Below are 14220 nucleotides of genomic sequence, written 5' to 3'. Positions count from 1 at the left end.
TGTTTCTCCCTCAGCTCTCGGAACGCAGTTTCGCCAGGACGGCGGACACCCACAGCCAGGCCACCACGGCCGCGCAGTAGAGCAGGACCGTGCCGGACCCGGTGCCCGCGAAGGGCAGTGGGGACAGTGACAGGACCCCGGCCAGCACGCTTCCCCGGGACCAGCGGCCGTCGAGGTGGCGTGCCAGCACGAAGAACGCCGCGACCAGTGCCGGGAAGGCCGTGAAGAACGCGACGCCGTGGAGCACGCCGTGCCAGGACAGGGTTTCGGGTTGCCCTTCGGGGGCACCGGCCGGGAAGCCGAAGGCCGGGTCCGCGGTGAACACGCCGCCGCCGATCATGCCCAGCGCGAACACGCCCAGGAGGAGCGGCGCCCACCTGCCGGCGCGGCCGCTGCGGCGCGCGCCTGCCGCGCCGGCGAGGAAGAGGAGGCCGGTGACGACGAAGTTGGCGATCTGGAGCCCGCCGCCCTCGCCCAGCGACAGCATGCTGAACGGGTGCCGGGTCAGGTCGAAGCCCTCGCGGGTGAGCGCCAGGGCGAAGCCGGTGACCAGGTAGAGCGGGCCGGCGAGCACGCCGCAGGCCAGGAGCAGCCTGGTGGTGCCCGTCCGGGTGCCCTGGAGCGCGGTCATGCCAGGTCCGCCATCCAGGCGATCCACGCCCGCTCGTCGCGGCCGTCGTCGGTGAAGACGTGGTGCATCGCGGTCAGCGTGCCGCCCATGCCCTGGAAGAAGCGGTACACGGCGTCGGCGGTGCGGATGCCGGCGGTCTGCGAGTTGGCGTGGTAGACGACCCCCGGGGTGCCGTCGAGGGTGACCTCGTCGCCGGTGCGCGGCGCGCGGTACAGGCCCAGCCGGTGGCCGAGGCGCGTCCACGTCGCGGGCCAGTCGGTGATCGGCGGGCCGAAGGCGGTGACCGGGCGCGCGGTGCGGCCGGCGTAGTGGCGCAGGTAGGTGACGAGGGTGTGCCAGAACATCGCGCCGCCCGCCAGCATGGCCTCGAACTCCTCCTCCCAGTCGTCGCCGGGCAGGAAGCCGCTGGTGACCATGCGGACGACCGTGCTGCCGCCGGCCCTGCCCTCGATCAGGTACTCGTAGGCGACGAACCGGCCGTCCGGGGCCTTCTCGCCGCCGAAGGCCAGGCGCCGGCCGGGTTCCCAGGCGGTGACCGGGTGCTCGGGCCGGTACTCGCCGAACGCCTGCCGCACCGCGGCGCCGGGCTCGACCTCGTTGCGGCCCATGAACCAGGAGTCGATGCCGGGGCCGGTGGCGATGGCGTCCCAGACCTGCTCCGGGGTCACGCCGTCCAGCTCGGCCTCGGCACTCTCTTCGAACGCGTGACCCATCGTCACTCCTCGGGGATGCTGGGGTGGACGGCGACGACGACGCGGTGCGCCCGCCCGCCCGCGGCCGACTCGTCGTGGTACTTGGCGACCAGGCCGGCGACGGTGGTCGCGAGCTCTTCGGCGAACGCCGCCCGGTCGGCCGCGGAGGCGAAGCGGACCTCGCCGTCGACGGCGAAGGTGGCGACGCGCTTACCGGCTTTGGACGCGCCGGTGATGAGGTTGCCGACGTCCCGGACCAGTCGCGCGGCCACGGCCAGCAGCCAGCGCGCGGACAGCCGGTCGGGCGCGCGGGCCGGGTCCGGCTGCACGGCGGACAGCGCGACGGGCGAGATGACGTAGGACGCGGCGGTGGCGCGCATGACCCGTTCGGTCATGTTGCCCCTGCGGCGCTCCTCGGCCAGTTCGACGAGGCCGTGCTGCTCCAGCAGGCGCAGGTGGTAGTTCACCTTCTGCCGCGGCAGCCCCACCTTGGCCGCCAGCGTCGTCGCCGAACCCGGCTCGGCGAGTTCGGCCAGCAGCCTCATCCGCACCGGGTCCAGCGTGACCTCGGCCGTCGCCGGGTCCTCGATCACCGCCACATCAAGCATGGGGGAACCCTCTCACCGACAACTGGAGTTGTCAAGACAACTTCTTTTGTCGGTGAGAGGGCGAGGTGGGCGAGGGGGACGGGCGCGGGCTCGGTCCCGTGGGGCAGTGGGGTCAGGTCAGAGGGACAGCGGGGTCAAAGGGACGGCGGGGTCAGGAGGACAGCGGGGTCAGAGGGACAGCGGGCGCGGAGGGACAGCGGGGTCAGAGGGACAGCGGGCGCGGAGGGACAGCGGGCGCGGAGGGACACCCGCTCAAAGGGGCAGCAGGGCCGGGTGGGCGCCTCGTTCGAAGTCCAGCAGGTGGCGCTTGCGGGCCAGGCCGCCGCCGTAGCCGGTCAGGTCGCCGGTCGAGCCCACCACCCGGTGGCAGGGCACCACGATGCTGATCGGGTTCTTGCCGTTGGCCAGGCCGACGGCCCTGGCGGCGGTCGGGCGGCCCAGCCTGGCCGCCAGCTCGCCGTACGACACGGTCTCCCCGTAGGGGATGTCGCACAGGGCCTGCCAGACCATCCGCTGGAACGGCGTGCCGATCAGGTCCACCTCCAGGTCGAACGACGTGCGCTCGCCGGCGAAGTACTGCGCCAGTTGCGCCTCCACCTCGCCGAACGGCGCGGCGTCCTCCGGGCCGAACGTCTCCTGGGCCGGGCGGTGCCGCTGGTCGGTCATGTAGAGGCCGGACAGCGCGCCGCGGTGCGCGACCAGCGTCAGGGGGCCGACGGGGCTGTCGACCACGGTGTGGGTCATCGCTCCTCGCTCTTCCTTTCACGCGGGCAGCCGGTTGACCGCGTGGTCACCGGTCGCCCAGAGGTACTGGACGGCGTAGGCCCGCCAGGGGCGCCACGCCTGGGCCCGCCGCACCAGGGCGGCGGGGGTGCCGGGGAGGCCGAGGGTCCGGGCGGCCACCCGGACGCCCAGGTCGGTGGGGATGAACGCGTCCGGGTCGCCCAGCGCGCGCATCGCGACGACCTCGACGGTCCACGGGCCGATGCCGGGCAGGGCGAGCAGGTCGGCGCGCGCCTTGTCCCAGTCGGCGCCGACGCCCAGGTCGAGCGAGCCGTCGGCCAGGGCGGTGACCAGGGCCCGGAACGCGGTCCGGCGCGACGCGGGCACGGCGAGCACCGCGGGGTCCAGCTCGGCCAGCGCCCGCGGGGTGGGGAACAGGTGGGTGAGGCCCACGTCCTCGACCGGGTCGCCCACCGCGGTGACCAGGCGGGCAGCGTGGGTGCGGGCCGCGGCCGTGGACACCTGCTGGCCCAGCAGGGCCCGGACGGCGAACTCCGCCGCGTCCACCGTGCCCGGCACGCGGCGGCCCGGTGCCCGGTCGACCACCGGCGCCAGCAGCGGGTCCGCGCGGAGCTGGTCGTCCACGGCCACCGGGTCGGCGTCGAGGTCCAGCAGCCGGCGGCAGCGGGCGATGGCGATCGACAGGTCCCGCAGGTCCCCCAGGGACAGCCGGCACGCCACGTGGTCCGGTCGCGGGCTCAGCGACACCACGCCGTGCCCGTGCGGCAGGCGCAGGGTGCGCCGGTAGGCGCCGTCACGCCACTCCTCGACGCCGGGCACGCCGGTCGCCGCCAGGTGGCCGAACAGGTTGTCCGGGCACAGCGGCGCGCGGAACGGCAGCCGCAGCGACAGCGCGCCGGGTGCCTCCGGCACGGGGCCCCGGCGGGCGCGCAGGTCGGTCGGCGACAGGGCGAAGACCTCGCGCACCGTCTCGTTGAACGCGCGCACGCTGGCGAACCCGGCCGCCTGCGCCACCTCGGCCATGGGCAGCGACGTGGTCTCGATCAGCAGCCGGGCGGTCTGCGCGCGCTGCGCCCGGGCCAGCGCGAGGGGACCCGCGCCCAGTTCGGCGAGCAGCAGGCGTTCGAGCTGGCGGACGCTGTAGCCGAGCCCGGCGGCCAGACCGGGCACGCCCTCGCGGTCGACCACGCCGTCGGCGATCATCCGCATCGCCTTGGCCACGGCGTCCGCGCGGTGGTTCCACAACGGCGAACCCGGCGACGCGTCGGGCCGACACCTCTTGCACGCCCGGAAACCGGCTTGTTGCGCCGCCGCCGCACTCGGGTAGAACCGCATGTTCTCGACCTTGGGCGGCGCCACCGGACAACTCGGCCGACAATAGATCCCGGTGGTCAGCACCCCGGTGAAGAACCACCCGTCGAACCTGGCGTCTTTGGACCGCACCGCCCTGGCGCAGCGTTCCGCGTCTTCGTGCACCGCACCAGCATCGACCAACGCGGCGCCGTTGGCTGGCGGAAATGCGACATCGAGGGGACCGGGTCGGACCCGCACCGCGCTGTGCGCGCCCACTCGGTCGGCCGCCGGGTCACCCCGGCAGCGGGACGACGAGGCGGGCGAGCAGGTCCAGCCTCACCTCGGCCCGTCCCCGACCGTGCGCGTCCAGCACGGTCCGCAGGATCGGGCAGACCCGCGCTCCACCGGGGAACCCCCGGTCCTCACGGGCCGTGACCGGTAACGCACCGGTCGGACCGACGTCAGCCGCGGTCGGCATGGCAGGTCGCCGCGCCGTTCCACCGACCGGGCCGGTTCGGCGCGCACCGCTGAGAAGACCCCCAGGACCCCTCAGCCGGGACACCGCCGCCGATAGCCGTAGTTGCCTGCAAAACCACTTCGACCGATCCCCTCCCACCCCGTCCGCGACATCTCGGGAACGTCGGGGCGAGCTTCGCACTCGAAGTCGTTAGGGTGGACTGCCTGGGGCACCACCGGTCCACAAAAGACCTGTTCAAGCGCTCACACCCGGTTTTCCGGTCCGGAAGACCGGACGCGAGGAGGCTCGCCGCGGATGACTGCTTCCGGTCGGGGGTCGGGTCCCCGCGCCCTTTTCGCGGAGCGGTTCGCGCTGCTCTACGCCGAAGCCGGCGACCCGCCGCTGAAGCGGGTGACCGAGTCCGTCGGCCGCGCGCGGCGCACCGACGAGCGCGGCCGACCGGTCCGCGCGACCGCCCAGCGGGTCAGCGACTGGCGCCGCGGGCGCAACGTCCCGGCCCGGTTCTCGGCACTCTCGGTAGTCCTCGAAGTCCTCGTCGGAGAGGCGCGGAAGGCCCACCCGCAGCCCGCCGCACCCGGCCTGTACGACCTCGACGCGTGGCGGTCGCTGTGGGAGGAGGCGCTGGCGAGCCCGGCGTCGTCGCCCGAGGACGAGGAGCCGCCGAGCTCCGACGAGATCGGGGTCTGCCCCTACCGCGGACTGGCCGCCTTCCAACCCGAGGATTCGAACTGGTTCTTCGGCCGGGAACGCAGCACCGCCGCACTGGTGTCCCGTTTGTGCGACGCCGCGGAAAGCGGCGGAATAGTGATGCTGGTCGGCGCCTCGGGCGCCGGTAAATCCTCCCTCGTGCGCGCCGGCGTCATTCCCGCGATTCGCCGCGGCGAACTGGACGTCGAGAACTCCGGGAAATGGCCGACGATCGTCCTCACGCCCGGCGGCGACCCGGTCGGGGAACTCGTCAAGCAGATCCCGGAACTGGCCGACGTGCTGGACGTGGCGCTCAGCCTGGACGGGCTGGAGCACGACCCGGAGGCGGGCGGGCCCGGTCCGGACACCTTCCTCGGGCAGCCCCTGCTGGGCGTGGCGCGGTTCGCCGCCCAGATCCGGGCCGCCTTCGCCGCGCACGCCGAGCGGCACGGCGCCGAGCGGGTCGTGGTGCTCGTCGACCAGTTCGAGGAAGCCTTCACCCTGACCCACGACGAGAGCCGGGTGCAGGTGTTCGTGCAGGCCCTGCACGTGGCGTCCACGCCCGCCCACCCCGGCGGCACGCCGCCCGCCCTGGTGCTGGTGGGCGTGCGGGCCGACTTCTACGGCCGCTGCCTGGCCTTCCCCGAGCTGGCCGACGCGCTGCAGGACCGGCAGATGGTGCTGGGCCCGATGACCTCGGCCGAGCTGCGCGAGGCGGTGTCGCGGCCAGCGAGGGCGGCGGGCCTGCAACTGGAGCCGGGCCTGATCGAGCTGATGCTGCGCGACCTGGGCGTGCGCAGCCTCGGCCCGCAGCCCCGCACCGGCCAGGGCGCCTACGACGCGGGCGCGCTGCCGCTGCTCTCCCACGCCCTGCTGGCCACCTGGCAGCGCAGGCAGGCGGGCAAGCTGACCATCGCCGGCTACCGGTCGGCGGGCGGCATCCAGGGCGCGGTCGCCGCCACCGCCGAACGCGCGTGGGCCGACCTCGTGCCCGAGGCCCAGCAGGCCGCCCGGCCGCTGCTGCTGCGCCTGGTCCGGGTCGGCGAGGACACCCAGGACACGCGGCGGCGCTCCACCCGGCACGAGCTGGTCGAGCAGACCGCCAACCGGGCGGCGGGCGAGCAGGCGCTGGAGACGCTGGCCCGCGCCCGCCTGGTCACCCTCGACGCGGGCTCGGTGGAGATCACCCACGAGGCGCTGCTCCAAGCCTGGCCCCGGCTGCGCAGCTGGATCGACCAGGACCGCGAGGGCCAGCTGCTGCGGCAGCGGCTGGAGGAGGACGCGGCGACCTGGGCGGCCCAGGAGCGCGACGCCTCCCTGCTCTACCGGGGCGCGCGGCTGGAGACCGCGCGGCACTGGGCGGACGCCGCCGGGCCCGGCGGGGTGACCGGCACCGCGCAGGACTTCCTCGCCGTGTCCACGCAGCACCGCAGGCGCGCCGCGTGGAGCGTGCGCGCGGCGGTGGCGTTCGTGGTCGTGCTCGCGCTGATCGCGGCCGGCGCCGCCGTGGTGGCCGTGCGGCAGCGCGACGACGCGGTGTTCCGGCAGGTCGTGGCCCAGGCCGACCGGCTGGAGGAGAGCGACCCGTCGCTGTCGGCGCAGCTCGACCTGATCGCCCACCGGATGCGCCCGGACGACCCCGAGGTGCGCACCCGCCTGCTGTCCACGCAGACCGCGCCGCTGGCCGCGCCGCTGCTCGGGCACACCGGCCCGGTGTACCTGACCTCCTTCTCCCCCGACGGCAGGACCCTGGCCACGGCCGGCTACGACCAGACCGTGCGGCTGTGGGACCTGCGCGACCCGGACGACCCGAAGCCGCTGGGCTCGCCGCTGCTGGGCCACCGCAGCTGGGTCACCTCGGCCGTGTTCAGCCCCGACGGCAAGACCCTGGCCACCGCGGGCGACGACCGGACCGTGCTGCTGTGGGACGTGCGCGACCCGGCCCGGCCCCGCTCGCTCGGCGAACCCCTGAGCGGGCACAACGGCACCATCTACCTGCTCGCGTTCACCCCGGACTCGAAGACGCTGGCCACCGCGAACGGCGACCGCACCGCGCGGTTGTGGGACGTGGCCGACCCGGCCCACCCGAAACCGCTGGGCGACCCGCTGGGCGGGCACACCGGGCAGGTGCGCGCGGTCGCGTTCAGCCCGGACGGCACCCTGCTGGCCACCGGCGGCGACGACCGGACCATCGTGGTGTTCGACGTGCGCGACCCCCGCGCGCCCAGGCAGGTCGGCACGCCGATCGGCGGGTTCGACGGCATCGTGCGCGCGGTCGCGTTCAGCCCGGACGGCCGCACCCTGGCCGCGGGCGGCCAGGACCGGAGCGTGCGGCTGTTCGACCTGACCGACCCGGCCGCGCCGCGGATGCTGGGCTACCCGCTGACCGAGCACACCGACAGCGTGTGGTCGATCGCGTTCAGCCCCGACGGGCGGGTGCTGGCCTCCGCGTCCGCCGACGGCACGACCCGGCTGTGGAACATCACCAACCCGGCCCGCCCGCTGGCCCTCGGCGCGCCCCTGACCGGGCGCAACGGCACCGTCTACGCGGTGTCGTTCAGCCCGGACGGCCGGACCCTGGCCACCGGCAGCCACGACGCCGCCGTGCGCCTGTGGTCGCTGCCGGGCGGGGTGATGGTCGGGCACTCCGCCCGCACCGTGGGTCCCCGGTTCACCCCCGACGGCCGGCGCCTGGTGTCGGCCGCCGAGGACGGGGTGATCCGGGTGTGGGACGTGGGCGACCCGCGCGCGCCGCGCTCGACCGCGTCCCTCCGGCACGGGGCGCCCGTGTGGTCGCTGGCGCTGAGCGCCGACGGGCGCACGCTGGCCAGCGTGAGCGACAAGATGGTGCGGCTGTGGGACCTGGACGACCCCGACCGGCCGCGGCCGCTGGGCGAGCCGATCGCGGTGGGCACCCGGTACAGCTCGCCGGTGGCCTTCCGCCCCGACGGGAAGGTCCTGGTCACCGGCCACGACGACAACTCGGTGCAGCTGTGGGACATCGGTGACCGGGAGCACCCGAGGCCGCTCGGGCAGGCGCTCGTCGGGCACGTGGGGTACGTGCACCTCGCCGATTTCACCCCGGACGGCCGGACGCTGGTCACCGGCGGGGCGGACCAGACCGTGCGGCTGTGGAACGTGGCCGACCCGGCGGCCGCCCAGCCGCTCGGGCAGCCGCTGCGCGGGCACACCGGCGCGGTGCGCGCGGGCGACATCAGCCCGGACGGCAAGCTGCTCGCCACCGCGGGCGACGACAAGACCATCCGGTTGTGGGACCTGAGCGCGCCGAACCGGGCCAGGGCTATCGGCGAGCCGCTGACCGGTCACGTCGAGGGTGCGGTGACGGTGGACTTCAGCCCCGACGGGCAGTCCCTGGCCAGTGGCGGGGAGGACCGCACGATCCTGCTGTGGAACGTGCGGAACCCGCAGCGGCCGTTCCGGGTGGGTGATGTGCTGAGCGGGCACGGCGGCGCGCTGCGCGGCGCCGAGTTCAGCCCCGACGGGACGATGGTCGCCTCCTCCAGCACGGACACCACGGTGCGGATGTGGGACCTCGACCTGGACCACGTGATCCAGCGGATCTGCGCCAGGACCAGGGGCACGTTGACCGCGGAGCTGTGGTACGAGCACCTGCCGCAGCTGGACTACGAGCCGCCCTGCCCGTGAGGTGGCCGGCCGGTGGGACTTGCGCGGGCCGGTACTGATCCTTCGGCTCAGGGTGACGTCGTGGTGGCCTGGTGATGGGGCCGGTTTGCGCGACGAAGCCGTTGAGCGGGTCGGGCCGGTGGTGCGGGTGTTCGAGGCGGGTGCGGACCGCCGCGGCCAGGGCGTCGCTGTCGCAGGGGCGAGGCCGGTCAGGCCGCGCGCGAGGGCGGCGAGCAGGGCGGCGAAGTCCGGTTTCCGGAAGCCCTTCTTCTCGCCTGCCTGGCCGCGGTGGCCCGTCATCCGGCAGATCAGCCGGGTGCGGTGGCCGGGTTTGCGGCAGGGCAGGCCGGCCAGGGGCAGGCGCGCCTTGCCGGCGGTGCGCACCCGCAGCACCGGTGTCCGGCGCCAAGCCCGGGTGCGGGCCGTCGGTGGGCGCAGCTGCCCGGATTCGCCGGCGAAGCACGGCCACGCGTCCCGGGCGGTCGCTCTTTTCCCGCCCGGGGCCGGGTCGTGCGCGTCCAGGTGGCCGCCCGGTGCTCGTCGCGCTCGGCCGACCGGTGCGCCGGCAGCCGCGGCGTGAAGCCCACCTGCCGCGGGATCCGCCAGGTCTGCGCCGGGCTGAACCGCACGGGGAAACGCCGGGCGACGACCAGCGCGGCCCGGGCCGGGGTCCAGCCCTGCTCCTCGTCCCAGCCGTGCGGCCTGCGGCGGACCGACGTCCCGGGCGCACGGCTCCGCGGCCTCGAACCGGGCCCGCTGCTTCGCGGTCAGGTGGCGCGCGCCACCGGCATACCCCCACCGGCAAGACCCACCACCACCCCGAAACGAAAGACCAGTGGTGCGCCGGCCGGGGCGGTGGCGAGCGGGGGTGCCGCCCCGGCCGGTGCGGGTCGGGATCGCGTGGGCCGGTGGGTACGGGGTGGAGTCGGTGCCGGTGGGCGGCGGTGCGGGCGCGCAGGTGGGTGGCGGCTCGCCGAAGGGTGGCCCGGATCGCGCGCCCACCAACCCGCAGGTGATCACGAAGATCGTCGCCGGTCCGGTCGACGACCCCGGCGGGCGCCAGATCCCCGCCGCACCACCGGTGCTGACCTGCGGTTCGCACCGCGCCGACAATCCGCGCGCGGACCGGTCGGCAGCCGTGGGCGGGGTCGTCACCCGCCTGGGCCCGTGGACTTCCGGCTGATTCTGGCTATGTTGCGGTACATGCGTTTTCTTGGGCGGGTGGGGAGCCCGCAGGCGGCGATCGCGGCGTTGACCGGTTTCACCGCGCTCTACATGGTGCTCGTGGTGTTCGGCAACATCACCGACTACGAGACCAACCACGCGTTCGTGCGGCACGTCCTCCTGATGGACACCACCTTCAACTCGCCGTTCACCACGTGGCGCGCCATCTCCAGCCCGACCCTGGTGACCGTCACCTACGTGCTGATCATCGCCTGGGAGGCGTTGACCGCCCTGGTGCTGGTCGCCGCGCTGGTGGCCTGGCTGCGGCGCCGCGAGGAGACGGCCCGGCGGCTGTCCTCGACCGGCTGGCTGATGCAGGTGCTGCTGTTCGGGGTGGGGTTCATCGCCATCGGGGGCGAGTGGTTCCTCATGTGGCAGTCCAAGGACTGGAACGGGCTGAACGCCGCGTTCCAGAACTTCGTGATCGCGGGCATCGGGCTCGTCCTGCTGCACGCGAGCCGGCGCACCGAGCCGAGCGGTCCACAGTAGACCGCAAGGAAATCCGAAGTGGACAGAAGACCTGCCGGAAAACGAACCGGGAATGGGCATGACCCCATGTTCGAACAGGTGTTCGAACATGGCAAGATCTCTATCGGGTGATCATCCGACGATCTGGCGGAGCTGGTCCAGCAGCTCCGCCCGACTCCCGCACCCCAGGCGCTGCCGCATCCGCGCCACGTGGTGCTCCACGGTCTTCGCCGAGATGAACAGCCGGTCGCCCACCTGCTTGTAGGTCAACCCGCCCACCACCAGCTCCGCCACCTCGCGCTCCCGGTCGCTGAGCCTGCCCGCGTCCACCTCGGCCACCGGCTCCGGCTGCCGGCGCGCCGGCCCCGCCGACCGCCCCTGGAGCAACCGCGCGCAGTCCAGCAGCCGCACCATCGCCTGCCGGTCCGAGGTCCGGATCGCCGCCTGACCGGCCAACCGCGCCGCGTCCCACCACTGCCCCACCGCGTGCAGCCCCCGCGCGGCCTCCTCGACCCGGTCCGCGTCGACCTTGCCCGCCAGCACGTCCAGCCAGCTCTCCGCCGCCGCCGACACCACCGCCGCGTACCGGTCGCGCGGCGCGCAGGCCGCCAGCGACGCCGCGTGCTCCTCGGCCACCGCCGTCTCCTCGGCGATGATCGCCGCGTGCAGCGCGCTCCAGTGCAGCGGCACCGCCCACAGGCACGGGTCCCCCAGCTCCCGCAGCAGGTCCCGCGCCGCCGCCAGGTGGTGGGCCAACCGGTGCTGGTCGCGCAACCGCGCCGCCGCCGCCGCGAACTCGCCCAGCGGCAGGAACGCGAACAGGTCGACCGGGTGCCGCAGCACGGCCTCGCACGCCTGCTCCCACGTCCGCTTCAACGTCGCCAGGTCGCTGTCGCGCCGCGCGATGCCGACCTCCAGCGCCACCGCGAACAGCCAGTCCCGCGCCTCCAGCGGCCGCCCGGCCTTGCGCAGCGCCACCAGCGCCTCCCGGGCCTGCGCCAGGTTCCCGCGCAGCATCGAGGTCCACGCCCGCAGCAACCGGTGCCGCACGGCCATCAGCGCGCCGCCCAGCGACGTGGCCACCGCCCGGTCCAGCACCGACTCGGCCACGGACAGCTCGCCGCCGTGCACCGCCACCAGCGCGGCCAGCGCGGCGGGCGAGTCCGGCAGCAGCACCGACCGCCCGGCGGGCTCCAGCAGCCCGGTGGCGCGCACCAGCGTGGACAGGGCCGAGGTCGGCGACCCGGTGACGGACTCCACGACGCCCTGCGCCATCAGCGAGGCGCCGCCGTCGAGCATCGTCGGCGGCGCGGGCGGCAGGGGCGCCTCGGGCAGCCGGCCGGTGCCGACCCGGCCGATCACCGCGAACGCGGCGGACGTGGCGGACGGCGACCACCGGTGCAGCTCGGTGCTGCGCGCCAGCTGCCCGCGGTGCGCCAGCGCGATGGCGGCCACCTCCGCCGCCGCGCCGCGGTGCGCCGAACCGCCGGAGATCACCTGGTCCGCCAGCCGCAGGGCCGCGTCCAGGTCGCCCGCCATCGCCGAGGCCACCGCCCGCCGGACCGCGACCTCGGCGGTCGGCGTGCCCACCGCCGCCAGCAGCCGCGCGGCCAGCGCCGGGTCCGACGGCAGCACCTCGCCGGCCGCCGCCTGGAACGCCGCCGCCATCTCCGGCCCGGCCACGCCCACCAGCGGCCGCACCAGCTCCAGCACCGGGCCGCCGGACCGCAGCTGCAGCTCGGCGAGCTTCTGCCGCACCGCGATCCGCCGGTCGGTGCGGCTCAGCGCGGCCACGGCGGTGCGCACGACCGGCAGCAGCGTCCCGTCCGGCCCGAGCAGCCCGGTGGACCGGGCGGCCTCGATCACGTCGCCGACCGCGTCGGCGTCCCGGTCGAGCAGCCCGCCGAGCAGGTCGAGCCGCAGCGCCGCGCCCGCCTCGGCGGCGAGCAGGAACTTCTGCACGTCCGGGTCGAGCCAGTCCAGGTCGGCCCGGAACGAGGCGACCACCTCGGCGGGCACCTCGGGCCCGGTCAGCCCGGCCAGCCGCGCCACGAACCGCGGCACGCCGCCGGTCTGCCGGTGCACGAAGTCGGCCAGGCCGCGTGCCGGCGCGGGCAGCACCGCGCGCACCTCGTCGCGCGTGAACGGCTCGGGCATCAGCGCGGGCCCGACCCGCCCCAGCGACTCGGCCAGCGCCGCCAGCGCCCGCGACCGCGGCCAGGGCCGGTGCGCCACCACGACCGGCGCGTCGCCCCGCTCGACCGCGGCCCGCAGCTCCAGCAGCCGCTCCTCGGGCAGCAGGTGCGCGTCGTCCACCACGGTCGCCTCGACGCCCGCGCCCTCGAACGCCCGCGCGAACTCCCGCAGCAGCACGGTCTTGCCGTACCCGCCGGGCGCGACCACGCCCAGCCGCACGGCGGCACCGGACGCGATGGCCTCCAGCACCCGGCCCACCTGCGCGGACAGCACCGGGCGCGGACTCCTGCCCTGGTTCACCGACCGTCCTCGTGGTTGCGGGCGCGGCGGTGCCCCCCGGTGGGCGCCAGCCCCCGCACGACGCGCTTGACCGAGCGGCGTTCGGGCAGGTCCAGCGGGGTGATGTCGACCGGCGGGCGGGGCGGCGGCGGGGCGAAGTCCCCGTCGACCGGGTCCAGGCCGCCCACCGGGAACCGCAGCAGCGGGTCGTCGCGGACCAGCACGGAGGTCTCGACGGGCTCGGGTTCGGCCTCGGGGCCCAGGACCAGCCTGCGCGCCGCGAGCGCCGCGCCCTTGACCACCGAGGTCTCCGGCGCCGCCTCCAGCACCACCCGGCCGGGCACCGAGGCGGCGACCAGCGGGATGCGGGCGCTGCCGCCGACCAGCACGGTCGCCTCGACCCCGGCGGCGACGCGCGCGTGCACCGCCACGGCCTGCTCGACCGCGGGCCGGATCAGCTCCTCGAACCGGGCCCTGGTCAGCGGCACGTCCACCCGCCCGGACGGCAGGTGCACCGGCACCGCCGTCTCCACCGCACCGGAGAGCACCCGCTTGGCCGCCTCGCAGTCGTGCCGCAGCCGGGCGAACAGGCCGCGGGTGCGCGGGTCCTCGGCGTCCAGCTCGTCCAGCTCGCGCCCGAGGGAGGCGCGGACGTGCGCGAACACCGCGTCGTCGAAGTCGGCGCCGGCGTCCTGCTCGACGCCCTCGGCCGAGGCGACCAGCTCGAACCGCGGGCCGACGACGGCCGAGCCGAACCAGTGGCTGCCGAGGCTGAACACGCCCAGGTTGCCGGTGAGCGGCCGGGTGAACGCGTGGTTCTCGGCCGCCGCCACCGGTTCGGGCACGAGGGTGGCCTCCACGCCGACCGCGCGCAGCGCGTGGTGCAGCAGCCCCTTGGCGTGCGCGCCCCACGCGGGCGGGTGCGCCACCACGACGTGCTCGGGCTGCCCGCCCTCGCGCGCCGCGACCTGGTTGACCACCCACCTGACCAGCAGCGCGGTCAGCTCCTCGGGCGGGCACCGCTCGGCGCCGAGCACCACGGGCACCTCGTCGCCGACGCGGCGGGCGAACCCGGTGGCCGTCCACCGCGGGTCGCCCGGCTCGCCGACCGCGAACGCGCCGTCGGCGGTGAGCCGCAGCACCGTGGCCACCCCGCCGCCGGGGCCGCCCAGGCCGACCGGCTCGGGCTCGCCGCGCCCGGCACCGCCCAGCCGGCACACGGCCGCCGCGGTGCGCGTGGTGCCCACGTCGACCCCGAGGACGTACGGCAACCGG

The 14220-nt window shown here is 75.5% G+C and carries 11 protein-coding genes and 1 pseudogene; 3 read left to right on the top strand and 9 right to left on the bottom strand.

Annotated features, from left to right (window positions below):
* Window positions 1–10: 10 nt before the first annotated feature.
* The 6 genes from EKG83_RS02970 to EKG83_RS02945 form a co-directional block, all read right to left on the bottom strand.
* Window positions 11–631, bottom strand: coding sequence for a DUF998 domain-containing protein (locus EKG83_RS02970; protein WP_033429886.1), 621 nt, complete (start codon window positions 629–631; stop codon window positions 11–13).
* Window positions 628–1344, bottom strand: coding sequence for an SRPBCC family protein (locus tag EKG83_RS02965; RefSeq protein ID WP_033429885.1), 717 nt, complete (start codon window positions 1342–1344; stop codon window positions 628–630). Before EKG83_RS02965 ends, EKG83_RS02970 begins: the two co-directional genes overlap by 4 nt.
* 2 nt (window positions 1345–1346) lie before the next feature.
* Entirely contained in the window at window positions 1347–1931 is a 585-nt protein-coding gene (locus EKG83_RS02960) for an ArsR/SmtB family transcription factor (RefSeq protein WP_194282992.1), read from the bottom strand.
* A 252-nt stretch (window positions 1932–2183) separates the two neighbouring features.
* Window positions 2184–2675: a methylated-DNA--[protein]-cysteine S-methyltransferase gene (locus EKG83_RS02955; protein ID WP_033429883.1), complete on the bottom strand. Its 492-nt coding sequence runs from the start codon at window positions 2673–2675 to the stop codon at window positions 2184–2186.
* 18 nt (window positions 2676–2693) lie between these two features.
* On the bottom strand, window positions 2694–4151 hold the full coding sequence (locus EKG83_RS02950) for a DNA-3-methyladenine glycosylase 2 family protein (RefSeq protein ID WP_033429882.1): 1458 nt from the start codon (window positions 4149–4151) through the stop codon (window positions 2694–2696).
* Between the two features lie 109 nt (window positions 4152–4260).
* The gene (locus tag EKG83_RS02945; protein WP_033429881.1) at window positions 4261–4446 is read right to left on the bottom strand and encodes a hypothetical protein; all 186 of its coding nucleotides are present in this window, start codon (window positions 4444–4446) and stop codon (window positions 4261–4263) included.
* Window positions 4447–4740: 294 nt separating this feature from the next.
* Here EKG83_RS02945 and EKG83_RS02940 point away from each other — a divergent pair, with 294 nt between their 5' ends.
* Window positions 4741–8799, top strand: coding sequence for a WD40 repeat domain-containing protein (locus EKG83_RS02940; protein WP_033429880.1), 4059 nt, complete (start codon window positions 4741–4743; stop codon window positions 8797–8799).
* A gap of 287 nt (window positions 8800–9086) precedes the next feature.
* On the opposite strand, the pseudogene EKG83_RS49500 reads toward EKG83_RS02940, so the two are convergent.
* A pseudogene (locus tag EKG83_RS49500) lies at window positions 9087–9449 on the bottom strand (winged helix-turn-helix domain-containing protein); the annotation flags it as partial.
* A gap of 212 nt (window positions 9450–9661) precedes the next feature.
* On the opposite strand from EKG83_RS49500, the gene EKG83_RS02930 reads away from it, so the two are divergent.
* Together EKG83_RS02930 and EKG83_RS02925 are read left to right on the top strand one after the other, a co-directional pair.
* Window positions 9662–9961, top strand: coding sequence for a hypothetical protein (locus tag EKG83_RS02930; protein WP_153277848.1), 300 nt, complete (start codon window positions 9662–9664; stop codon window positions 9959–9961).
* Window positions 9962–9981: 20 nt separating this feature from the next.
* A complete protein-coding gene (locus EKG83_RS02925; protein WP_033429972.1) occupies window positions 9982–10491 on the top strand; it encodes a DUF2165 domain-containing protein in 510 nt (169 codons plus the stop codon).
* Window positions 10492–10602: 111 nt separating this feature from the next.
* Here EKG83_RS02925 and EKG83_RS02920 read toward each other — a convergent pair whose 3' ends face one another.
* Both EKG83_RS02920 and EKG83_RS02915 read right to left on the bottom strand, forming a co-directional pair.
* Window positions 10603–12966, bottom strand: coding sequence for a helix-turn-helix transcriptional regulator (locus tag EKG83_RS02920; RefSeq protein WP_194282991.1), 2364 nt, complete (start codon window positions 12964–12966; stop codon window positions 10603–10605).
* A complete protein-coding gene (locus tag EKG83_RS02915; RefSeq protein WP_033429877.1) occupies window positions 12963–14216 on the bottom strand; it encodes an Hsp70 family protein in 1254 nt (417 codons plus the stop codon). The genes EKG83_RS02920 and EKG83_RS02915 overlap by 4 nt, the downstream gene beginning before the upstream one ends.
* Window positions 14217–14220 lie beyond the last annotated feature (4 nt).

Origin of the sequence: Saccharothrix syringae (assembly GCF_009498035.1) — a bacterium.
GTDB classification, from domain to species: Bacteria; Actinomycetota; Actinomycetes; order Mycobacteriales; family Pseudonocardiaceae; genus Actinosynnema; species Actinosynnema syringae.
Note: the sequence above shows the minus strand (reverse complement) of the source record. Positions and strands in the feature narration are given on the sequence as shown.